The organism is Pradoshia sp. TA40_28 (assembly GCF_059694525.1).
Genome location: NZ_JCATZO010000002.1, coordinates 146,416 through 169,197 on the forward strand (window position 1 = coordinate 146,416; position 22,782 = coordinate 169,197).

17 protein-coding genes and 1 riboswitch are annotated in these 22,782 nt (G+C 35.6%); of the genes, 10 read left to right on the plus strand and 7 right to left on the minus strand.

The genetic code is table 11. From position 1 onward, the window contains the following. Window positions 1-31 precede the first annotated feature (31 nt). Both AC58NB_RS02785 and AC58NB_RS02790 read left to right on the plus strand, forming a co-directional pair. Entirely contained in the window at window positions 32-1,564 is a 1,533-nt protein-coding gene (locus AC58NB_RS02785) for an FAD-dependent oxidoreductase (protein WP_497425293.1), read from the plus strand. A 353-nt stretch (window positions 1,565-1,917) separates the two neighbouring features. Further along, entirely contained in the window at window positions 1,918-2,778 is an 861-nt protein-coding gene (locus AC58NB_RS02790; RefSeq protein ID WP_497425294.1) for an EamA family transporter, read from the plus strand. Window positions 2,779-2,976: 198 nt separating this feature from the next. On the opposite strand, the gene AC58NB_RS02795 is transcribed toward AC58NB_RS02790, so the two are convergent. Further along, window positions 2,977-3,597: an FMN-dependent NADH-azoreductase gene (locus AC58NB_RS02795; RefSeq protein ID WP_497425295.1), complete on the minus strand. Its 621-nt coding sequence runs from the start codon at window positions 3,595-3,597 to the stop codon at window positions 2,977-2,979. A 172-nt stretch (window positions 3,598-3,769) separates the two neighbouring features. Between AC58NB_RS02795 and AC58NB_RS02800 the strand changes: the two genes are divergently transcribed. Next, the gene (locus tag AC58NB_RS02800; RefSeq protein ID WP_497425296.1) at window positions 3,770-4,189 is read left to right on the plus strand and encodes a MarR family winged helix-turn-helix transcriptional regulator; all 420 of its coding nucleotides are present in this window, start codon (window positions 3,770-3,772) and stop codon (window positions 4,187-4,189) included. A gap of 10 nt (window positions 4,190-4,199) precedes the next feature. Beyond that, the gene (locus AC58NB_RS02805; protein WP_497425297.1) at window positions 4,200-5,429 is read left to right on the plus strand and encodes an MFS transporter; all 1,230 of its coding nucleotides are present in this window, start codon (window positions 4,200-4,202) and stop codon (window positions 5,427-5,429) included. 349 nt (window positions 5,430-5,778) lie between these two features. Here the strand turns inward: AC58NB_RS02805 and AC58NB_RS02810 are convergent, their stop codons facing one another. The 3 genes from AC58NB_RS02810 to AC58NB_RS02820 all read right to left on the minus strand — a co-directional run bounded on the left by AC58NB_RS02810 (window position 5,779) and on the right by AC58NB_RS02820 (window position 9,962). Beyond that, window positions 5,779-7,254 (minus strand): sensor histidine kinase, encoded by a 1,476-nt coding sequence (locus AC58NB_RS02810; protein WP_497425298.1) that lies wholly within the window; start codon window positions 7,252-7,254, stop codon window positions 5,779-5,781. Then, a complete protein-coding gene (locus AC58NB_RS02815; protein WP_497425299.1) occupies window positions 7,247-7,903 on the minus strand; it encodes a response regulator transcription factor in 657 nt (218 codons plus the stop codon). The genes AC58NB_RS02810 and AC58NB_RS02815 overlap by 8 nt, the downstream gene beginning before the upstream one ends. Window positions 7,904-8,135: 232 nt before the next feature. After that, the gene (locus AC58NB_RS02820) at window positions 8,136-9,962 is read right to left on the minus strand and encodes an APC family permease (protein ID WP_497425300.1); all 1,827 of its coding nucleotides are present in this window, start codon (window positions 9,960-9,962) and stop codon (window positions 8,136-8,138) included. A gap of 136 nt (window positions 9,963-10,098) precedes the next feature. Continuing rightward, window positions 10,099-10,225, minus strand: a riboswitch (cyclic di-AMP (ydaO/yuaA leader). Window positions 10,226-10,580: 355 nt separating this feature from the next. On the opposite strand from AC58NB_RS02820, the gene AC58NB_RS02825 reads away from it, so the two are divergent. Beyond that, window positions 10,581-11,882, plus strand: a complete 1,302-nt coding sequence (locus tag AC58NB_RS02825) for an NCS2 family permease (RefSeq protein ID WP_497425301.1) — start codon at window positions 10,581-10,583, stop codon at window positions 11,880-11,882. A gap of 130 nt (window positions 11,883-12,012) precedes the next feature. Then, window positions 12,013-13,239 (plus strand): aminopeptidase, encoded by a 1,227-nt coding sequence (locus AC58NB_RS02830; RefSeq protein ID WP_497425302.1) that lies wholly within the window; start codon window positions 12,013-12,015, stop codon window positions 13,237-13,239. Window positions 13,240-13,393: 154 nt separating this feature from the next. Here the strand turns inward: AC58NB_RS02830 and AC58NB_RS02835 are convergent, their stop codons facing one another. Continuing rightward, window positions 13,394-15,154, minus strand: coding sequence for an ABC transporter ATP-binding protein (locus AC58NB_RS02835; RefSeq protein ID WP_497425303.1), 1,761 nt, complete (start codon window positions 15,152-15,154; stop codon window positions 13,394-13,396). A gap of 317 nt (window positions 15,155-15,471) precedes the next feature. On the opposite strand from AC58NB_RS02835, the gene AC58NB_RS02840 reads away from it, so the two are divergent. The 3 genes from AC58NB_RS02840 to AC58NB_RS02850 are packed head-to-tail and all read left to right on the plus strand — an operon-like array spanning window position 15,472 to window position 19,515. Further along, entirely contained in the window at window positions 15,472-15,918 is a 447-nt protein-coding gene (locus AC58NB_RS02840) for a MarR family winged helix-turn-helix transcriptional regulator (protein ID WP_497425304.1), read from the plus strand. A 16-nt stretch (window positions 15,919-15,934) separates the two neighbouring features. Next, complete coding sequence (locus AC58NB_RS02845) at window positions 15,935-17,665, plus strand: ABC transporter ATP-binding protein (RefSeq protein WP_497425305.1); 1,731 nt, start codon at window positions 15,935-15,937, stop codon at window positions 17,663-17,665. Then, on the plus strand, window positions 17,662-19,515 hold the full coding sequence (locus tag AC58NB_RS02850) for an ABC transporter ATP-binding protein (RefSeq protein WP_497425306.1): 1,854 nt from the start codon (window positions 17,662-17,664) through the stop codon (window positions 19,513-19,515). Before AC58NB_RS02845 ends, AC58NB_RS02850 begins: the two co-directional genes overlap by 4 nt. Before the next feature lie 91 nt (window positions 19,516-19,606). Here AC58NB_RS02850 and AC58NB_RS02855 read toward each other — a convergent pair whose 3' ends face one another. Then, entirely contained in the window at window positions 19,607-20,197 is a 591-nt protein-coding gene (locus tag AC58NB_RS02855) for a DUF2441 domain-containing protein (RefSeq protein ID WP_497425307.1), read from the minus strand. A 644-nt stretch (window positions 20,198-20,841) separates the two neighbouring features. Between AC58NB_RS02855 and AC58NB_RS02860 the strand changes: the two genes are divergently transcribed. Beyond that, window positions 20,842-21,036, plus strand: a complete 195-nt coding sequence (locus AC58NB_RS02860; RefSeq protein ID WP_497425308.1) for a hypothetical protein — start codon at window positions 20,842-20,844, stop codon at window positions 21,034-21,036. 1,026 nt (window positions 21,037-22,062) lie between these two features. Here AC58NB_RS02860 and AC58NB_RS02865 read toward each other — a convergent pair. Further along, on the minus strand, window positions 22,063-22,593 hold the full coding sequence (locus AC58NB_RS02865) for an NADPH-dependent FMN reductase (protein ID WP_497425309.1): 531 nt from the start codon (window positions 22,591-22,593) through the stop codon (window positions 22,063-22,065). Between the last annotated feature and the right edge of the window lie 189 nt (window positions 22,594-22,782).

The following is a 22,782-nucleotide window of genomic DNA, read 5'->3' on the forward strand; positions in this document are numbered from 1 at the left end:
ATACTATATTGGTAAAACGGAGGCGTTAAAAATGAGTCAATTACCTAATCAATCGAATTCTTATTGGACACAATTTAGGAAGAATCATGAAGAACTGGAATTTAACGAACTGAAAAATGATTTGAATACGGATACTGTCATTATCGGAGCAGGAATTGTTGGTATTTTGACGGCTTATCGTTTGGCTAGTAAAGGTGTTAATGTTGCATTAGTTGAAGCAAGTGAAGTAATGAATGGGACAACAGGCCATACAACTGCTAAAATAACTGCCCAACATGGCCTTATCTATGACAAACTGATTTCTACGGTAGGCGAAGAAAAAGCGAAATTATACTATCAGGCAAATATGGATGGCCTCGATTATATCCATTCTCTTTATAAAGAAGAAGAGATTGATTGTGATTATGAAGAGCAGGATGCCATTCTGTACACAGAAACTGAAAGCTATGAAAAGAAGATCCTATCAGAGTTCGAAGCTTATCAAAAACTAGGCATCTCAGGAAAGCTTGTAGATAAACTGGATTTACCTTTTCCAATTAAAAAAGCGATTATTATGCCTGATCAAGCACAATTCCATCCTGTGAAATTTTTAAGTCATATTTTAAATTTATTTATAAAAAAAGGCGGTCAAGTATTTGAACATACTCCCGTAGAAACCATTCAAGAAGGCGATCAAGAAACTGTTCAAGTTAAATTAAAAAATGGACATACCATCCATTGTAATAATGTAGTCATTGCTTCCCACTATCCATTTTATGACATGGGGGGTCTATACTTTTCCCGTTTAAGTCCGAAGCGCTCATATATTGTGGCTGCTGAAATCAAAGAAGAAGCACCAAATGGTATGTATATTAGCGCTGAACAGCCAACTCGCTCCATTCGCCATACAAAAGATGGTGATAAAACGCTTATGTTATTTGGCGGTGAAAGTCATAAAACTGGTCAGAGCGAAGACCCGCTCAAACATTATGAAGCATTGAAAGATTTTGCTGAAAAGTATTACACCGTGAATGATCTGCCTTATCGATGGTCGGCGCAGGATTTAGAAACATTGGATTATGTACCCTATATTGGACCCTATTCTTCAAGGAAAGACCATACATTTGTAGCAACTGGTTTTGCGAAATGGGGAATGACTAATGGAGCTGTAGCCGCTTTAATCTTGGGTGATTTAGTACAAGGAAAAGAAAATCCCTATTTTGACTTATTTACACCCACTCGTTCAGAGACAAAAATTCAAACAGCAGGAAAATTTATTAAAGAAAATGTAAATGTGACAAAAGAGTTAATTAAAGGAAAACTTGCGGATAAAGACACCAGTCCGGATGAACTTAAACCGGATGAAGGCAGTATTGTGACCTATAATGGAAAAAGAGCCGGGGCCTATCGAGATCCTTCAGGGACTGTTTGTGTAGTTGATACTACTTGTACACATATGGGCTGTGAAGTGAAATGGAATAATAGCGAACGTTCCTGGGATTGCCCGTGCCATGGATCCCGCTTTGCACCAGACGGAGAAGTTTTAGAAGGCCCGGCAGTCAAACCTTTAGAACGCTTGAACTAATAAATATCAAAAAGAAATCCTCCATCCACCCATTAATTGCTTAGTACTCTCTTGGATCTGATTAAATGAAAATACACTTTTTATGCTGTATAGAGATAATCTATCATATAAAGAGTGTATTTTTACTGTTTTGGAAAGTGCAAACTGACAAGAATATAGAATGTTTGATTGTAACTGCGAGGATTATGTATGCCTGCCCTTTTGTACCAAACCATCTTTAAGCCATCTTTTATTTTTTATCTAAATAGAAATTGGATAAGCATGACTTTTAAAATAAGAATGAGGTATATTTGTATATGGATAATATTGGAGTAAGCAACCAAATCTAGATATATAATAAAGCGAGGATTATGATGAGCATATTGTTAGCTTTACTTGCCGCTTTATTTGCGGCATTAACATCAATATTGGCTAAGATTGGGATTCATAATGTGAATTCCAATTTAGCCACTGCAGTTCGAACATTTGTTGTCCTAATTATGGCCTTTACCGTAGTCAGAATTACGGGGCAATGGGATGTATTGTATACCATTCCCATAAAGGCATGGATTTTTATTATCTTATCAGGAATAACAACTGGCCTTTCCTGGCTATGCTTTTTTAAAGCCATCCAAATCGGTGATGTTTCCAAAGTAGTTCCTATTGATAAATCAAGTGTAGTGATGACAATTCTTTTGTCATTTATCATACTCCAAGAGCCGATGACTCCATTAGTGATTACAGGCGGAACCATTATTACGATTGGTACCTTTATACTCATAGGTAAACGGGAGAAAAAAAGACAAGGAAGTTATTTTCAATCATATATTTTCCTAGCTATTCTATCAGCTGTTTTTGCAGCACTAACCAGCATCTTGGCGAAAATCGGAATCGAGGATGTTGATTCAAATGTTGCGACCTTTATTCGTACTGTAGTTATCTTAATCTTTGCATGGAGTATCGTCTTTGTCCAAAAGACACATAAAGAACTTAAAACAATTTCTAATAAGTCCTATCTCTTTTTAATCTTATCGGGTATTGCAACAGGTCTTTCCTGGCTATGTTACTTTGCCGCCATTCAAATGGGACAGGTATCCATCGTTGCTCCTATAGATAAGTTCAGCGTAGTCATCACCATGGTATTAAGCTTTATCATTTTAAAAGAAAAACCTGATAAAAATACCATTATTGGTGGTATTGCTATTACGATTGGTACAATTATTTTGATACTTTAGATCGTTTAAATGCACTGCTCTATTTGGATTAGTCAGAATACAACCTAATCTTTTACTACCTATGGATTTTTACTAAAACAACTATACTGCTTAAGTAAACGTCTATTTCATTTAAACCTCCTCGATTCCAGGAGAACAATAATATTACAGGTATACAAAAAAACTCCAAACCATTCGGTATTGGAGTTTTTACAATATTTAAAAGCGGCGAGCAAGTTCTGCCGTTTTTTCAAGACCAGTTGCTACAATTTCAGTTGTGCGATCTGGATATTGATTATGTCCTTCTATAACCACAACTTCCGGATTTGTAATTCCCCATAGGCTGATAGCTGATTTAACTAAGTTGACTGCCATTTCAGCGCCTGGTATTGCTGAGTAATCAGATCCTCTCGCAGAAAGAAGCGCCACTTTTTTATCAGCTGCATAGCCGATTGGGCCCTCAGCTGTGTACTTGAACATTTTACCAGCTTGAGCCAAATAGGAAATATACGTGATTAATGGTGCTGGCACGGTTGAATTCCAAAGAGGGAAAGCCATTACGATTTTATCCATAGACAGGAATTGATCGATATATTGTTTCGCCAAATTAACATATTTAGTTTCTTCTTCTGTTAATTCCATTCCTTGGTTGTTTTTATAAATAGCCGTAATTGCAGCATTTCCATAGTAAGGTAGTTCTGCTTGGAATAAATCCAATTCTGTGATTTCATCAGTCGGATTTGCTTCCTTATAAGCATTTAAAAAAGCATGATACATTTGCACTGATGTAGCTTGTTCAGCCGGACGATCATTCACTTTAACAAATAATATTTTAGACATATGTAAACCTCCATATAGTTTATAGTATCCTTATCTTAATATAGTTTGAATTCAAAGGAAAATAATATGCCTATCATTATCATTGTAAAAAAACTGGACATCTCCCCCCCTTGTCTGCCATAATAAGAAATCGGATTAGTTAACTGAAGTAACTAATCTATAAGGAGGTAAAATGGAAAGACATCAACAGTTATTTCACGAATTGTCTATGGTTCATAAGCCTTATATTAACCAGTTAAATGAAATTCTAGGTAGATATGCTTTGAACAGACCACAATGGACAATTATGTATATTCTTTTTAATTATGGGCCCCATACCCTTGTTGAGATATCTAAATATCAAAGTATCGAAAAGCCAGCGATAACCCGCACAGTCAACAGCCTCGAGCATCAAGGGTATATTAAGTCATTTTCAAGCTCAGATAAAAGGAAGAAAAATATTCAACTGACTGCTAAAGGAGAGAAACAATATAAAGCTGTACGAAGTGAGATTGATGAATTACAGCTTGGAAAATTAATAGGTATTACGGAAGATGAACAAGAACTTTTCTTAAATATTATAGAAAGGATCAAGCAGAATTTTAATGAGTAAGGAGATATCTATGCAAACGGAACGAGCAAAATTATGGACAAAAGACTTTATCATTGTATCCACAATTAATTTTTTGTTAACACTTGTTTTTTATTTATTAATGGTGTCAATTTCGGTCTATGCCGTTGAACAATTTAGTGCTTCAACGAGTGAAGCAGGACTGGTTACCGGGATTTTTATTATAGGAGCACTTATTGGCCGTCTGCTAACAGGTACAATTATCGATAAATACGGTAGGAAAAGAATATTATTATTCGGACTTATCGTTTTTACTTTAACAACTATTTTATATTTCGGAATTAATAGCTTATTATTTTTGATGGTTAATCGCTTATTACATGGAATCGGATTAGGGATTGCAAGTACTGCTACCGGTACCATTGTAGCGCAAATTATACCAGCACAACGGCGTGGTGAAGGGGTTGGTTATTTTAGCCTTAGTGCTACTCTTGCTACTGCGATCGGTCCTTTTTTAGGTATTTATTTAAAACAGCATACGACATTTGAAGTAATTTTCAGCTTTTGTATCGTATTGGGGATTGTTAGCTTTTTAACAGCCTTTCTATTAAAAATACAAAATAAACAATCTCACACTAACACTCCTGTTGAATCAAAAAACAATAAAGCTAAGCTTTCCAGTTTTATTGAACCAAATGCTATTCCCATAGCTATTGTTATGATGCTAGGAGCCTTATGCTATTCGAGTGTCTTATCCTTTATTACTTTCTATTCAGAAGAGATTCAGTTAGTTGAAGCATCAAGTTTCTTTTTTGTCGTTTATGCAGCAGTGATTTTAGTGTCAAGACCTTTTACTGGCCGCTTGTTAGATCTAAAAGGATCTAATATTATTATGTATCCCTGCTTACTTATTTTTGCACTTGGACTTCTTCTATTAAGCTTTGCTGATAACGGATTTACTTTACTATTAGCTGGCGCAATTATTGGGCTCGGCTTCGGGAATATTCAATCTACAACACAGGCTATTGCCGTGAAAGTGACTCCCCCTCACCGCATTGGTTTAGCTACAGCAACCTTTTTTATCTTTTTAGATGTAGGCTTTGGAATTGGTCCATATGTACTTGGTATGATTATCCCTTTCACAGGCTATCGAAATCTCTATCTAATCATGTCGATACTCGTATTGGCATTAATCGTACTCTATTATTATATGCATGGAAAAAAAGATTCTTTAGAGAAAGCGCAAAGATTAATGAAACTAAAGGAAACAAAAATAAGTTAATTACATTAATACGACAAAAGCGGATAATCCAATAAGGATATTCCGCTTTTTCTACGTATTGGAAGTCTTTCTCTGCATAATAACTATTTCATGTATCTTTTAACCTGTTATCGATCAGCTAGATATATAATAATTACAGACCCCATTGTAGTTAAAGCAACTAATAATGAGCCATATTCATCCATAAAAAAGCAACGAAATAGTACATCCCAAAGACATAAGTATGATACCCAAAGCAATAGAGATCTATTTTTCCAAAACGTCCATTCCCTTCCTTGTTCCTGTTTTCATTTAACTATTTTTCACAAACATAAAAAAGTGAGGCTCATAGATGCCTCACTCTTCCTATTTATTCTTCTAAATCCTGTTTTTTTATATGCTTGAACTTTAGCGAAAAGGTTGCTGACTGATCCGTACTATTTACATCAATACTCATATCATAAATATCAGAGACCCTTTTAACAATCCATAACCCAATTCCGGATCCCGATGTGATCTGTTTCGCTTCACTTAATCGCACATACTTATCAAAAATCTTATTAATATTAGCATAATGTATATTTGATCCTGTATTGGTTACATCAATATTTAGGGTATTATCAAGCCGATTCTCTCTAATACCCACAAAAACCGTCGAACCACTTGTAGAATATTTCACTGCATTGTTCATTAGATTTTGCATCACTAATTCAAATGAATACTCATCAATCCAGATTTTAATCGATTGGCTAACATTATCATTTAAGATAAATCTATAGCCAGGATAATTCCTCATATAGGCAGCCATTATTGGTTCAATAAACCCTTTTGGTTCTATCCAGCTATCAGGAGGATTTCCTCCTAAATAATACAATTCATGGGATAATTTAATACCCTTTAATAGTGAATCTATATTACTGGATTCATTTTTAATATGGAATAAGCCTTCTTTCATTTCTGGGTGGATATCCGGTTCTATCAAATCTTCCAAATATTCAATGGTATTTTTAATATTATGCGCAGGATTTCGAACCTCATGGACAATTTCCTCTAAAAAAGCATGTGTTTCGTCTGTGACTGCCAGCATTTTTTCTACACTGTTATTCGTAACCTTGTTTAACTCTTCCATCTCTCTTAACATAAAATCATTCATAATATGAGGTGTTATATTAAACTTATTTTTCAGCTTGTAATGATTGGTCATTTTCGATAAAGGTTTAAATATAAATTCATATAATACCACTTGAAATAGTAGGAAGAAGACAAATATAATTGCATATAAATAACTATTTCGGACGAGGATTTCTTTAAAATCCTCAATAAGAACGGCCGAGAGATTTATTTTTGAATATAAATGACCATTGAACGCTTCCGTATGTATAGCCTGGCCAAATTCAGCCATTACGCAACTATTAATCTGATAAAAACTTACTTTTATTTCTTCTTTACTCAAACCATCTTTCACAAAAATATCTTCATGATTTTGTTTCAAAAACCAAGAAATTACCGGAATATAGTGTTTATCTTCTCCATCATAATGGATATTCTTAGTTGATTTGTTATAAGCAATATTTTGATAGCTTGAGTCCTTATCCATGATAATTAGATACTCATAAGGCTCAGGCAGCTTACCAAATTGATCATTTAGAAAATCCTCTTGCATACCATATTCAGCTAAATAACTCTCTGTTAGGTAAAAATTCGGCAATAGTTCATTAATGCGCTGCTTGGCAGAATCCGAAACCTGATTAATATTTTGCAGTATCACTATGCTTGTAAATATTATGAATAACAGAATATTAGATAAAATAGTAAAGCGCTTAATGGTTAGCCAATTATTAGTCATTAATCTCGTATCCCACATTTTTAATCGTATTAATACTATTCTTACCTATCTTTCTTCTAATCCGATTAATCGTCGTATTAATAATGTCATCGCTCATTTCCCCATGCTCAGTCCATATTTTTTCCCATAATTCCTGTTTGCTGACTACTTGATTTTTATGTTCCAATAAATAAGTATATACCTGCATAGGAATCTTCGATAGCGTTTCCACACTTCCATCTTCTTTTGTAATGGTTCCCCGAAGTGGTTCAACTTTTAAGCCTCTATGAATATAGAACGAATTATTTTTTACAACGGCATTTTCCATTATATTTTTAATGTTAAGCACTAGTTCTTTATAGCTAAAGGGCTTTGTAAAATACAATAGCGCCCCTTCCTGGAGCCCGCGTAATCTTGCATCGGATGAATCTGCTCCGGTTACTAAAACAAATGGGATATTATGCTTTTTCCTTATAATAGAAGCTGCTTCTAAACCATCAATGATGGCACCATGAATTGTTATATCAAATATTAATAAATCATATTTCGTCTTGTCGCAAGCCTGAATTGCCTCTTCAGGGTCATCAAAATCATCAACCATATATCCCTGTAATTCCAATCTCTTCTTTAATACATTTCTTGCTACAGGCTCATCTTCTAAAATTAACATTCTAATAGAAATCACCCTCTTAAAAACTGTATATAAATTATATCATTATAATAATTATAAATAAATACTTACTTGTTTTATGTTTTAATCTATTTATATATAAAGACAAAGAGTGATTTTAAATATTCATTAAAATCACTCTTTGCATTATATCTATATAAAAATACCTAATCAAGAAACGGATTATTTTACCACTTATATTTTCTCCAGCTACCGATTTTTCTTATTCCTACTACTTAATGAGATGATAAGGAACGGTTGTAATGACTACATTTCGTTTATAAAGTAAAAAAGAACGAATCAATAAACTAGATTGATTATGGAGGATGTTATGCCATCCTTTTTTCGGTATAAATTGCGGAATCATTACAGTAACCTGATAATTTGATTCACTGGCTTTATGCTCTACGATATCCACAAATTTGGTGAGCGGCTGGATGAGGCTTCGATATTGAGAATGCAAACTAACCAATCGAATATCCGGCTGCCACTCTATCCACTTTTGGACAAATTTCTTTTCTTCATCCCGATCAAAAGATACATAAACTGCTATGATTTGTTGTGCCGATAGGGTTTTTGCGTAATTAAGTGTATTTTCAACTACTTTTGTTACACCTGCTACAGGAACAATAATCACATTTCCTTCTATAGGAAGACTCTTAACTTCTGAAGAAATACGCAATTGTTCTCCTACGCCTTCATAATGTTTATGAATTTTATGAAATACAATAATGATAACAGGTAAAAATATTAATATAGACCATATCTGAGTAAATTTTGTAAAAAAGAATATCAAGGTTACAGTGAAACTTATAATAGCCCCACTTGCATTAATAGCCAGTTTTTTCACCCATCCTAAGGGCTTTTCACGAAACCATTTAAGCGTCATTCCTGTTTGCGAGAGCGTAAATGGGATAAAGACTCCTACTGCATACAAGGGAATCAGTTGCTCTGTTTCTCCTTTAAATACAAGAATTAGAACGATTGATAAAAAGCCTAATATGATAATCCCATTTGAATAGCCTAAACGGTCCCCACGTACTGTAAACATTCTTGGAATATATTTATCTTTAGCTAGATTAACTGCCAATAAAGGAAAAGCTGTATAACCAGTGTTAGCAGCCAAAACCAAAATAAGCGCTGTTGTACCCTGTAAGAAATAATAGAAAAGGTTTCTTCCAAACACAGCTTCTCCAATTTGAGAAACGACAGTCACTTCACTCAATGGTGATATTCCATAATAGAAGGCAAGGAATACGATGCCAGAAAATAATATGCCCAACAAGCAGCCCATAATAACTAAAGTTTTTGAAGCGTTTAGTGGTGCCGGTTCTTTAAAATTCGGTATTGCATTTGATATAGCTTCCACCCCTGTCAACGCCGAACTTCCGGATGTGAATGCTTTTAGTAAAAGAAACACGCTAATCCCAGCGACTGGTGTTCCAATGGATGTATGTAGATCAGCAGGTACTTGTCCAGTCATAATTTTAAAAATTCCAGTTCCGATTAAAAGAAATAGTGCAAATACAAAAAGATAAACTGGATAGGCTAAAATACTAGCGGATTCAGTAATTCCCCGTAAATTTAAAATCGTTATAAATACAACAAATATCACGGCTATTTCTACTTTATAAGCATGTAAAACAGGGATAGCAGATGTAATCGCATCTGAACCTGCTGAGACACTTACCGCTACGGTTAAAATATAGTCTACAAGTAAGGATCCTCCGGCTACTAATCCAAAATTCACCCCAAGATTATTTTTAGAAACAAGATAAGCTCCCCCTCCATTGGGATAAGCAAAAATAATTTGCTTATAGGAAGAGATCAAGATGGTTAAAAGAATTAATACGCCAATAGCAATGGGAATGGAATACCAAAATGCTGCTGCTCCCACAGAAACTAAAACAATTAGAATTTGTTCTGGACCGTATGCAACTGAAGACAAAGCATCCGACGACAATATTGCCAAAGCTTTTCTTTTATGCAGTTTTTGGTCCCCCGCTTCCGCTGTTTTTAAAGGACGACCAATTAGTAAACGTTTTAAGGATGAAACCACTTTTGCTCACCTGCTCTGATAAGATTTAGAAAACAACTTTATAGCTTAATAGTCTTGATCAACAAAAAAACGTCTGCAAGTCATCAATAAATAGACCTGCAGACGTTATAGTAGTTTCGTCTCACAAGTTCCACCTTCCTTCTCATAAAAACGCTGACGAGGTTAGCTGTCGGATTCGGGCCTTCTGAGTAGCCCTACCATAAATGGATTCACCCCATACGATGGGTCCCCCGCACTTTAAAAAGTTTAAGCGATTTAGAAATTTGAAACTGTGATAATAGTACTCCTGAAAAAGGGAAAAGTAAATCAATTTATTTCCAAAAATCGAGATATTCTCAATTTTGTCACTCTCCTGTGATAAATTGATTTTTCTTCTAAGATTTGTGTTGATTTTTTATCAATCGATGCTCCAGTGTACAAATAGCAAAAAGCTATTCCCATTCCTTTCTCCATCTATCCAAACACCGTAAATCTAATAATCCTCATATTATGGGGAGTAATAGCAAATAATTAATATAAATATTATTTTATAGTTGAAAAAATCCCAGGAAACGAATAATATAATAAATGTCGCTAAAAACGTTCGTCTTTTTTCGACGAATAGATGGAGGTATTATTTTGTTAGACAAATTTTTCTCAATTAGCCAGAGTGGCTCTACTGTTAAAACAGAAGTTTTAGCTGGTATTACAACTTTCTTTACGATGGTCTATATCGTAATTGTAAACCCGGCTATTCTATCTGCATCTGGAATCCCATTTAATCAGGTATTTATTGCTACCATTATCTCGGCAGTTATTGGTACGTTGATTATGGGCTTGTATGCGAAATACCCAATCGCTGTTGCACCGGGTATGGGGATCAATGCTTATTTTACAACTGTTGTCACAACACAAGGACTTAGCTATCAAGCTGTCCTGGGCGCTGTATTTATTGCAGGTCTCCTATTTATGTTATTAAGTTTTAGTAATTTAAGGGAAAAGATTATTAATTCTATCCCTCTTTCTATCAAATACGGTATTACATCCGGTATCGGTTTATTCATTGCTTTTCTTGGATTTAAACAAGCACAAATCTTTGTTGCCAACGAAAGCAATCTTGTTGGTTTGGGCGATTTAACAGCACCTATTCCGTTATTAACGATTGCAGGACTATTCATCACCCTAATACTTATGGTAAGAAGAGTACCTGGTGCTTTATTTATTGGAATGATTATTACAGCAATTATTGGATATTTTACAGGAATGCTGGATCTTACAGCCAAGCAATTACTCCCTTCACTTCCGGAAGGAATCGCATTTTTTGATTTAGACCTTGCTGGCGTATTCACTAACGGCTTATACGCAGTAGTATTTTCATTCCTACTTGTAACTATTTTTGATACGACAGGTACAATGGTGGCTGTATCCGAACAAGCAGGCCTTTTAAAGGACGGCAAGTTCCCTAGAGCAAAGCAAGCATTTCTTGGTGATTCCATCGCCACAACTGTTGGTGCTGCTTTTGGTACAAGTCCTTCAACGGCTTATGTAGAATCAAGTACGGGTGTTGCTGCTGGTGGCCGTACAGGTTTAACAGCGGTTGTTGTTGCAATATTGTTCAGCTTAGCGTTGTTCTTCTCACCATTTATTTCAGCTATCTCAAGCTTAGCTTCCATTACAGCTCCTGTTTTAATCATTGTTGGGTGCTTTATGATGGAAGGTATATCAAAGATTAGATGGGCTGAATTTGATGAAGCATTCACAGCATTCGCTATTATTCTTGCGATGCCTTTAACTTCTAGTATTTCTACTGGAATTGCATTTGGATTTATTATCTATCCAATCTTAAAGCTAGTTGGCGGCAAAGCGAAAGAAGTTCCACCGCTCGTTTACATCTTTGGAGTACTATTCCTTATTCAATTAGTCTTCCTCGGTGGACATTAATAAAGACCATATAGAGCTGGATTTTCATATAAATCCAGCTCTATATTTTTACCCTAAACTATTTTTTATATTTTCTGATATTTAAGTGATATACTTTTAAAGGTAAATATTATTTATTGGAGGTCTATTCATGAATACCTTTGAAGAAAAATTAGATCGTTATGCTGACTTGACTGTTAAGAGAGCCGCCAATGTACAAAAAGATCAAATAGTGTTCATTATATCTGCTATTGAAGTTGCCCCATATACACGCAAGCTTGTCAAAAAAGCTTACGAAGCAGGTGCTAAACATGTTTATGTTGAGTGGAGCGATGAAGAAGTTAATCGAACGAAATATTTAATGGCACCTGACGAGGCATTTACGGAATTTCCATCCTGGATAGCTGCTTGCAGAGATGAAATGATTGAGAAAGGTGCAACTTTTATAACAATCACCTCTCAAAATCCCGATTTACTGAGTGGAATTGACTCAAAAAGAATCGCTAATTTCCAAAGGGTAACCGGCAAAGCAATGAATAATTTACGTGAAGCCATGCAATCCAATAAAATTAGTTGGACCGTTGTCGCTGCTGCGGGCAAAGGATGGGCAGATAAAATTTTTCCCGGACAGGATAATAGCGTAGCTCTATTATGGGAGGCTATCTTTACTTCCGTTAGAGTAAATTTGGAAAACCCTCTCCAAGCATGGAATGAACACCTTGAAACATTGGAAAGCAAAGCTTCCTATTTAAATAACAAAAAATATAAATACATACACTATAAAGCACCTGGTACAGATTTAAGAATTGAACTTTCCGAGAAACATAAATGGTGTGCAGCAGGAGCAAAAGACTCTACCGGCAAGGAATTTATTGCGAATATGCCAACTGAAGAAGTATTTACAATCCCCTTAAAAATGGGAGTGAACGGCACTGTGTCGAGCACAAAACCATTAGCTTATGGCGGCAATGTCATTGACGAATTTACCTTAACATTTGAAAACGGAAAAATCGTGCATGCGGAGGCGAAAAAAGGAGAAGAATTTTTGAATCATCTTATCAATGTTGATGAAGGTGCCAGATACCTTGGTGAGATTGCATTGGTTCCTCACCATTCACCTATATCAGAGTCCAATATTTTATTCTATAATACCTTATTTGATGAAAATGCTTCAAACCATCTCGCTATTGGCGCAGGATATCCATTTTGCCTGGTAGACGGAGAACAAATGGATGTCAATCAATTGCAAGAAAATGGAGTGAATATCAGCCAAGTGCATGAAGACTTCATGATTGGTTCGGCTGAAATGGATATTGACGGAGAATTGCCCGACGGAACCCGCGAACCAATATTCCGTAATGGGAATTGGGCGTTTTAATTTTATTGTAAAGAATTTCTCTGATCGGTCCATTTTATATGCATATAAACAAATCAAACGCTTAGAAAAAATCATTTCTAAGCGTTTTTTGTTACCATATTGTTATTATAGTGGATGTTTTCTTCTGTAAAATCAATCTAACCATCTACTATAACTATGCCTTCTCTTTTAAATCCTCATTTATTCTTAATTGCTGGGTTGCGAATTCTTGATAGAGCTTGTGAGTTTGCATTAATTCGTCATGTGTTCCCCTGCCTGTAATTTCACCTTGTTCAATAAATAACAGTTGATCTGCATCTACGACCGTGGATAGTCGGTGAGCAATGACGATTGTCGTTCTTCCAACCATCAGTTTATTTAAAGCAGCCTGCACGATTTGTTCAGACTGGCTGTCTAAACTGGATGTAGCCTCATCTAGCATTAGAATACTTGGATTTCTTAATAACGCTCTTGCAATCGCAATTCGTTGACGCTGTCCTCCAGACAGCTTCAATCCCCTCTCTCCTACATCCGTTTGGAATCCTTCTGGCAGCTGCTGAATGAAATCAAGTGCATGAGCCATTTCAGCTGCTTGCTCCAGTGCAGCGGCAGTGACTTCCCTATCTAAACCATAGCAAATGTTATCCTGGATAGTACCTGCCAATAGCGGACTTTCTTGTGAAACATACCCTATATGCTGTCGCCACGTTTGCAAATTGTATTCACCGATAGGGATTCCCCCTATCTTGATTGACCCCTCGCTTGGTTCGTAAAAGCGTTCAAGCAATTTAAAAAGAGTCGTTTTCCCACCACCGCTTGGTCCAACAATCGCGGTTACTTTCCCTGCTTCTATCGTTGCATTTAAATGACGGAGGATCAAAGACTCCTCTGCATATCCAAATGATAATTCATCCAGAACGATGTCGACATTTGCTTTTACTAACTCTTTCCCTTTAAGTAAATCCTCTTCTTTTTCACTCAGAATTTCAATAATCCTCATGGTCGCTCCCATGGAACGCTGCAATTGAGTGAAAAATGTCGTGATCTGTCCCATAGGCATGATAATCTGAAAAATGTAAAGAATAAAAGCTACAAGTGAACCTGCTGTTATCATTCCGCTCGCTACCTGCATCCCACCATAGCCAATAATCCCTACTAGAGCAGCCATTAGCACTAATGTAATAATCGGAGAAACAAGAGATTGGGTCTTCGCTTCTTTTAAACCAAGCGTGAATAACCGCTTTACACCTGATAATCCCCGATTATATTCTATTTCTTCTGCATTGGATGCCTTTACTAAGCGAATTTCAGGTAAAACCTGATTTAATATTCCTGTAAATCTACCTGTTTCAGCTTGTGTCTCCTTTGAGATATTAAGCATAATTCGGCCAATTGGTATTAAAATCATGGCAGCTATAGGGAACACAATAAATATTAACAGGGTTAATTTCCAGTTCATGATAAATAATATCGTTATTGATCCAATAACCGAAATCATTCCAGTAATCGCTCCAACTAAATGGGTAGTAATTAATTCTTTTACAACCATAGTGTCATTTGTTAATCTGCTAATCATTTCACCTGAACCATATTTGTCAGAATACGATACAGGCAGCTTGATTAGCTTTTTCCATAATAAATCTCGCAGGCCTGCAATGATTTTCTGACCATTATAACCAAGTGCATAGGTCGCGTAAGCACTTAAACCAGCTTGAGCAATAAAAACCAATACAATAAATAATATTTGACTCTTGGATAATGAAGACATACTGAAACCGTCCACCAATTCTTTTGTTAACAAAGGAATGAGCAACCCAATAAGAGTAGTAATTATACTAAGACCAAGCGCAAAACCAAGCCTTCCATATGAAGGGTTCGTTGCATGCAATAATTTAAAAAAGCGTTTATAACTCCCCTTCTGTTTTCTTTCTTTCATAAATTTTCTTCCTCCTGAAATTTGCTCCTATGCTTTACGTTACCGAAGAATTGGCATAAAAACAATCTTAATTATGTAAACTTTTGGAATTATGTAGGTTAATTTTATTTGTTTAAACTATTATACATTCTTTGAAATCCATTTCTTTGAATTTTTTCTAACTGGCCTAAAAAACTACCTAAGTATATTTGTCATATTTTACACATTTCGAAACTGCATAGCTATATTGACTTCCATATATTATATAAATATAATTTTATTTGCTTTTAATTTGGTTACCTAATTATTAGGTAAACTTTCGTTTTAGAGGTGGAGGTATGACAGTAAACAAAGATCAATCGGTTCAAGAATTAATAAATGTCTTTACACGGTTTGATAAATTGGATTGGGATAGGAAAACAATCGAAGGATACAAACCAAGCGAAATAAGAGTCTTGACGTGCATAAAGCAAAATACTCAATATATGTCCGAGATAAAGGTATCTGAAATTAGCAAACAATTAAATGTGACTACACCATCCGTTACCCCCATCTTAAACAAACTGGAACAGCATGCCCTTATTACCCGAAGAATCGATGAGAATGACCGTCGCGTCATACTAATCACCTTAACAAATGAGGGGAGATCAATAGCGAATTCAGCACTTACCCATCTAAATCAAACCTTTACTCAGCTTGAGGAATATATCGGATTGGATGATAGCAAAGAACTCACTCGATTGCTAACAAAAGTGTATGAGTTTTTCCATGAAAATCAGGAATAAGGAGTTGTATGAATCTTTGAGGAAATTACTTCGCTATTTAGCACCGTATAAAATACCGATTATTTTTATATTCGCATTAGTATTTATACAGTCATTATCAGAATTATTTTTACCAACCTTGATGTCTGACATCATCGACAAAGGTGTCATCAATCAGAACATACCGTACATATGGGAAATTGGCGGTTTAATGCTATTGGTTGCTGCGATTGGTACTCTTTGCTCTGTTGCAGCAAGTTACTTTAGTGCAAAAGTATCCATGTCTTTTGGCAAAAACCTCCGTTCCAAAGTCTTCTCTCATGTAGAGAATTTTTCATTACATGAATTTGGACAAGTCGGTACTGCTTCATTAATTACAAGAACAACTAATGATATAACACAGGTACAATTAGTCCTTAACATGATCCTTAGAATGATGATAATGGCACCCTTAATGGCTATCGGTGGTATTATTATGGCCTTTTCAAAAGATCCCGAACTATCCTGGGTTATCATTCTGGCAATTCCGGTCCTAGTGGGAGTTATTCTTTTTGTCATCTGGCAAGGCGTCCCCCTGTTTAAACTGGTTCAACGTCGCCTAGATGCTGTCAACCGTGTCATTCGCGAAAATTTGACTGGTGTCCGTGTTATTCGTTCCTTTAATCGGATTCATTTTGAAAAGGAACGTTTTAAGAAGGCAAACTCTGACTTAAGAGACACTACGATTAAGGTAAATAAAATAATGGCGACACTTATGCCGCTCATGATGCTGATTATGAACTATACAACCATTGCAGTCGTTTGGTTTGGTGCAATCAGGATTGATCATGGGGATATGCAGGTCGGTAATTTAATGGCCTTTATGCAATATGCCATGCAAATTATGTTCTCCATGGTTATGCTTTCCATGATGTTTGTCATGATTCCTCGTGCTTCTGCTTCCGCAGCTCGTATTAATGAAGTATTGGCGATTAAGCCCACCATTAAAGATGAGCTAACTAAAAAGGAAGCGAAACCAACTAAAACTGGCTATCTGGAATTTAAAGATGTTACATTCAGCTATCCAGGTGCAGAAGAACCTGCCTTAAAAGACCTTTCTTTCAGCGCAGGTCCTGGTGAGGTTACAGCCATTATCGGCGGGACAGGTTCCGGAAAATCCACATTATTAAAGTTGATTCCGCGTTTTTATGAACCAACAGAAGGCAGTATCTATGTAGATGGAATCAATGTCAAAGAATTGGATTTAGTGGATTTGCGTAACCGAATTGGCCTTGTTCCTCAGAAAGCTGTTCTATTCACTGGTACAGTCAAAGAAAATATTCTTTACGGAAATGAGAAGGCTAGTGATGAAGAGGTCTTCCATGCTGCAAAAGTCGCACAAGCCTATGATTTTGTTTCTAATATGAAGGAAGGCTTTGACTCCCCTATCTCTCAAGGCGGTACAAATATTTCTGGAGGGCAAAAGCAACGTCTGTCCATTGCGAGAGCCTTAGTTCGTAAACCGGAAATCTATATGTTTGATGACAGCTTTTCTGCACTGGACTTCAAAACGGACGCAAAGCTGCGTAAAGCTTTAAAAAGCGAAACCACAGAAGGAACGGTTTTATTGGTTGCCCAGCGTGTCTCTACAGTTATAGATGCCGATCGTATCATTGTGTTGGATGAAGGACAGGTTATGGGAATTGGTACACATGAAGAATTATTAAAATCATGTGAGACTTATCAAGAAATTGTGAAGTCACAGCTTTCTGAGGAGGAGATTGCATGAGCAAAATGACAAGAAGACAATCAAATCCGGGATTTGGTCCTCCAGGCGGTCCAGGAGCACCGATACAAAAAGCAAAAGATTTTAAGGGTACCTTAAGACGATTAATTCGTTATTTAACACCGTATAAATTTCGACTTTTAACTGTATTGCTGGCTGCTATCCTCAGTACAGTCTTCACCATTGTCGGTCCAAAAGTTTTAGGTAAGGCAACAACTAAAATATTTGAAGGCATAATGGAAAAAATGTCAGGTATTCCTGGCGCAGGCATTGATTTTGAGTATATCATTCGAATTCTTTTCCTACTCGGTGCCTTATATTTGTTTAGCTCACTCTTCTCCTTTATTCAGCAATTCATTATGGCAAGTGTTGCTCAAAATACGGTATTTACATTAAGAGAAGAAGCGGAAGCAAAGGTATCACGTCTTCCTTTAAAATACTTCGATGGAACCACGACTGGTGAAACATTAAGCCGGATTGTGAATGACATTGACAACATCAGTACTACCTTGCAACAAAGCTTAACACAGATTATTACAAGCGTAGTGACAATCATTGGGGTTATCATTATGATGCTGTCCATCAGTCCCCTTATGACAGGCATTCTCTTATTAACATTACCTTTAAGTGGATTTATCGCTGTATTTGTAGCTAAAAAATCGCAAACCTACTTTGCCGGCCAACAAAAATCGCTTGGACATTTAAGTGGACATGTAGAAGAAATATATACCGGTCATGAAGTGGTAAAAGCCTTTGGCCAAGAGGAAAAGGCTAAAGAGGAATTCGAAGCAATAAACGAAAAGCTGTACGAGTCTTCCTGGAAAGCTCAATTCATTTCAGGTGTTATTATGCCTCTTATGCAGTTTGTCGGTAATATTGGGTACGTTCTTATTTGTGTAGTTGGCGGTATTTTTGTTACTAATGGCAGAATAACAGTAGGTGATATACAGGCATTTATCCAATATGCCCGCCAATTTACTCAACCGATTACACAAACAGCTAATATTGCTAACATCATTCAATCCACGATTGCTTCTGCGGAACGTGTTTTTGAATTGCTCGATGAAGAAGAAGAAGTAGCAGAAATTGAGAATCCAAAAGTGATTTCCTCTCCAAAAGGTCATGTCGTTTTCGATCATGTTGCATTTGGATATAAGCAGGATCAGCTATTGATCAAAGATATGAACCTTGATGTTAAACCAGGGCAAAAAGTCGCGATTGTCGGCCCGACTGGTGCTGGCAAAACGACTTTAATTAACCTGTTAATGCGTTTTTATGAAATAAATGGCGGAAGCATCCGAATTGATGGTGTTGATATAAAGGATTTGAAACGCGGAGATCTCCATGGATTATTCGGTATGGTACTTCAGGATACATGGCTCTTTAATGGTACGATAGCTGACAATATCGGCTATGGACGTGAAGGTGCGAGCCGTGAGGACATTATCGAGGCGGCCATTGCTGCACATGCTGATCATTTTATCCGAACATTGCCAGAAGGGTATGAAACCGAGTTAAACGAAGAGGCTTCTAATATTTCACAGGGTCAAAAACAATTACTTACAATTGCCCGTGCCATTTTAGCAAACCCTTCTATTTTAATATTGGATGAAGCTACAAGCAGTGTCGATACTCGTACCGAAATCTTTATTCAGAAAGCGATGAATCGCTTGATGGAAAACCGTACGAGCTTCGTAATTGCTCATCGCCTTTCCACGATTAAAGATGCAGATTTAATCTTGGTTATGAATAAAGGAACCGTTATTGAACAAGGTACTCATGACGAGTTACTGAACCAAAATGGATTCTATGCAGACCTTTATAACAGCCAGTTTTCTGAAGAAGCTGGATAAACAGATGATGCCGGGAAGAAAAATTTAATCTTCCCGGCACATTTTTACTTATAAACAGGGAAAGATTATTCACTGACTTAATTTTTAGCAATTATGTAAAATCATCGATTATTTCTGTTACTTCTATTACCCCATTAATCAAAAGTTCTGGAAGTTCATTCTTAGGATTTCCTTGCCAATATTCTCTTGCCTGTTCCATTTTTCTAGAGAATGGAGATCCATCTTCTTTCGGCAAAAGGTTGGCATCACCCTCAAAATAATTCCCTATTACCCAAAGTTTAACAATCTGTAAAACCTTTCTGTTATAGGAGTCAAATATTTCTTTCCATTTTAGAACATCCTTATAACTTTTAGCAGCATAGAGACAAGATAATCTAGAAGGATTTTTAGAATACTCTTGGAGCCTGACCATTTCAACGATTACTTCTCTAATCGCTCTGACAGTTTGGTTCATATATTTTATAGCTATATCTGCATTTTCTTTATCTAAGTTCACCCCTTCATTTGTATAGTTTCCATACAAAATTCGTATAAAGTCCTCGCCTTTTGAATTTACTTGTTCCCCTTCAAAGAAAAAATGATACAATGTATTATTTTGCTGAGAATCAAAATGGATGATCTGTCCTGTGTTCATTTTAGTTCTAGTCACAAGATGATAAGCAAAAAACTCATTTTTAGCCATAATCCTCCCCCATGCCTTTGTCTTTATATAAATTATACTAATTTTACTTTTACCAAGAGTTTGAAAAAACATAATCTTTGAGAAGTGAGTGTCCGGTTTAATTAAAAGCCTGTTTTCTCATACATGCCATATTTTTATGATGTTTTATAAAAGTACATCTAAAAGATAAATATAAGAAATTAATGAAATTCGCAAAGTCTAAGGTGTATGGTATGGAGAAAACGATAGCTGAGAAAGTAATTAACAGTTATATAGGACGAACCCTTAGAGAAACTTTCGGACGTGGCCCGTATAAAAACATGAGAATTTAAACGCCAAATTTATCGAAGATTCACCTTTTGTAACTTCCAGAAAGATACCAGCTATATTGTTTTCATCTTTCGAAATTGATTGACAATTAACCCCATCTGCGATAAAGTGGCACTAACATCTAAATAAACTGAATCTGATAGCAATGAATGGGCATGGTACCATACATAAGTCAGAAAGGGATTATTCGATTAGCCCTTTTCTGGCTTTTTTATTTAAGATATCAAAAAAGGGGCTGGATACTTATAGATATAAATAAATACATACAAATAAAAAATGAACTACTGGATAGAATTGATTCGTTCAAGGAACAGAAATTCTTAACAAATCAAATCATGATCAAACGGATGGAAATTGAGCCTTATATTGAAAATATCGCAGATTCTTTGTCCATTACTTATAAAAAAGATTCGTATTCGACTAATACCGTTTTTCATTTCTGTTTTAATGAGTGCCAATTACAATTGAAAATTATGTTTCGCTATGGAACCTATTATACAAGACACCATATTATAGATCGTTATGAATAGAAAAGAGGCTATTTCCATTGAGGGATTCCTATCATTCTATCACCATCTTAACCCACATCTACCTCTCTATGTAAATTCCTCCCTACATACCTATTATATTTCTTTAAGTATAACTAAATTGCTGCTAACAAAGTTCCGATGATACCGTATACCTTTATAATCTACATGTCCCCTCTCTCCTATTTGTAAATTGAGAGTGGTTCTAAATAAAGCACTATATGCTTTTTTACAAGTATTGGACGGCTACACACTGGCAGATATAACGCAAAACAGAGAAGTATTAGCTCAATTTTTAGGCACTGAAGTAGTTACTATTCTGGAAGACCAAAATCATAAATAAGTACGACCATGCCACGAGTAAAAGGGCAGCATGAAGTCAATAAATCGACTTCATGCTGCCCTTCTACTTATGATTTGCCAACCCTCCTATATTCTTAAATTCCTCGTTTAAGCGGTATCACTATCAAAAACTAGCTGCACTGTATATTTTTGAATTGGCACACTATTTTGAACATGGAAATATTTAAAGAATGAATTAACAGAATTTTTTTGATATTATATAAATATAACATCAAGAGTAAAGAAGGTGCTGTAGTGTGTGCTCAGGAAAAATATAATGACTTATTAAATGAGTTGAGAAGAAATTATCAAATGTACTATGATAACAAGACCATATCACACAAAGATTTTTATAGACGCCGAGTAAATTTAATTATGAAACTTCGTACTTTGGATATTAATAAAGAAAAACCCTCAATAAATGAAATATCGACACACCCATATGATTATGAAAATTAAGATTAAACCCTCACTAAACCGACCTAATAAGAGATTGAACAGTTGGTTATTCTATCAATCTCTTATTTTTTCTTCATTTATACCTTAAGTCATCATTTTTCTTTTAGTTTATAGAATCATGACTCTCCAGTACGGTCTCGGTCAAATAGCAGGAGACTGACTCCTATTTATTATTTGATTATGTGGAATAAAGACAGTAAAACGAAAACCAATCATTTAGCTTACTAATTAATGAATTTTTTTCAAATCAATAACTTCCTGAGCCAAAGCCTGAATTCTATTAAGCTCCTCTTCATTTACAATTTTATTGCCGGTACCAAAGCAACTCGTATGTAAAAATACATTATTAAATGGTAAGATCGCTTTGAAATAGGATAAAATCGGTTTTAATTGGTATTCAGTAACCAAAAAGTGTTTTTCCGATCCTCCATTTGTCACTACACCCACCACTTTCCCTTTAAAACAGTCAGGAGCTAAATGATCAAATAGATTTTTTAATACTCCTGGTATGGATGATTGATAAATAGGTGTACCAATAATAATAATATCTGCCTCATTTAATTTATTCACTACAGTTTGAGTATCCTGATTATATGATGTAAAAGGAACTCCTCTTACGAACTCTACATTGTAATTTCTTAAATCTATTAATTCTGTATCCAATTGTTTGTCAATATCGTTAATGGCCGCTAGAACCTCTTCCACAGATTTAGGTGTTTTTTCACCAATTAGGGAACCAGATAATCCAATTATTTTCATACTCTTGTCACACTCCTATCTATTTGTATACCAAAATATGTTTATTTGATATCTTTATCATACTTTTTAGTGATTTGGATATCTACTATTTAATCTTTTTCTATAGGGTACTTACATTAGGGTTGTTGTTAATAAACTGAAAAAAAAACCTTATCCGTTCAAATAAGGAGTCAAAAGAGCATCCTGGAA

Excerpts from the sequence above, each read along its gene's own strand:
- AC58NB_RS02785 (WP_497425293.1), top strand. The coding sequence starts at position 32 with ATGAGTCAATTACCTAATCAATCGAATTCTTATTGGACACAATTTAGG.
- AC58NB_RS02835 (WP_497425303.1), bottom strand. The coding sequence starts at position 15,154 with ATGAAAGAAAGAAAACAGAAGGGGAGTTATAAACGCTTTTTTAAATTA.
- AC58NB_RS02865 (WP_497425309.1), bottom strand. The coding sequence starts at position 22,593 with ATGAAAATAATTGGATTATCTGGTTCCCTAATTGGTGAAAAAACACCT.
- AC58NB_RS02800 (WP_497425296.1), top strand. The coding sequence starts at position 3,770 with ATGGAAAGACATCAACAGTTATTTCACGAATTGTCTATGGTTCATAAG.
- AC58NB_RS02855 (WP_497425307.1), bottom strand. The coding sequence starts at position 20,197 with ATGGCTAAAAATGAGTTTTTTGCTTATCATCTTGTGACTAGAACTAAA.
- AC58NB_RS02810 (WP_497425298.1), bottom strand. The coding sequence starts at position 7,254 with ATGACTAATAATTGGCTAACCATTAAGCGCTTTACTATTTTATCTAAT.
- AC58NB_RS02860 (WP_497425308.1), top strand. The coding sequence starts at position 20,842 with ATGATCAAACGGATGGAAATTGAGCCTTATATTGAAAATATCGCAGAT.
- AC58NB_RS02850 (WP_497425306.1), top strand. The coding sequence starts at position 17,662 with ATGAGCAAAATGACAAGAAGACAATCAAATCCGGGATTTGGTCCTCCA.
- AC58NB_RS02815 (WP_497425299.1), bottom strand. The coding sequence starts at position 7,903 with ATGTTAATTTTAGAAGATGAGCCTGTAGCAAGAAATGTATTAAAGAAG.
- AC58NB_RS02840 (WP_497425304.1), top strand. The coding sequence starts at position 15,472 with ATGACAGTAAACAAAGATCAATCGGTTCAAGAATTAATAAATGTCTTT.
- AC58NB_RS02790 (WP_497425294.1), top strand. The coding sequence starts at position 1,918 with ATGAGCATATTGTTAGCTTTACTTGCCGCTTTATTTGCGGCATTAACA.
- AC58NB_RS02795 (WP_497425295.1), bottom strand. The coding sequence starts at position 3,597 with ATGTCTAAAATATTATTTGTTAAAGTGAATGATCGTCCGGCTGAACAA.
- AC58NB_RS02805 (WP_497425297.1), top strand. The coding sequence starts at position 4,200 with ATGCAAACGGAACGAGCAAAATTATGGACAAAAGACTTTATCATTGTA.
- AC58NB_RS02830 (WP_497425302.1), top strand. The coding sequence starts at position 12,013 with ATGAATACCTTTGAAGAAAAATTAGATCGTTATGCTGACTTGACTGTT.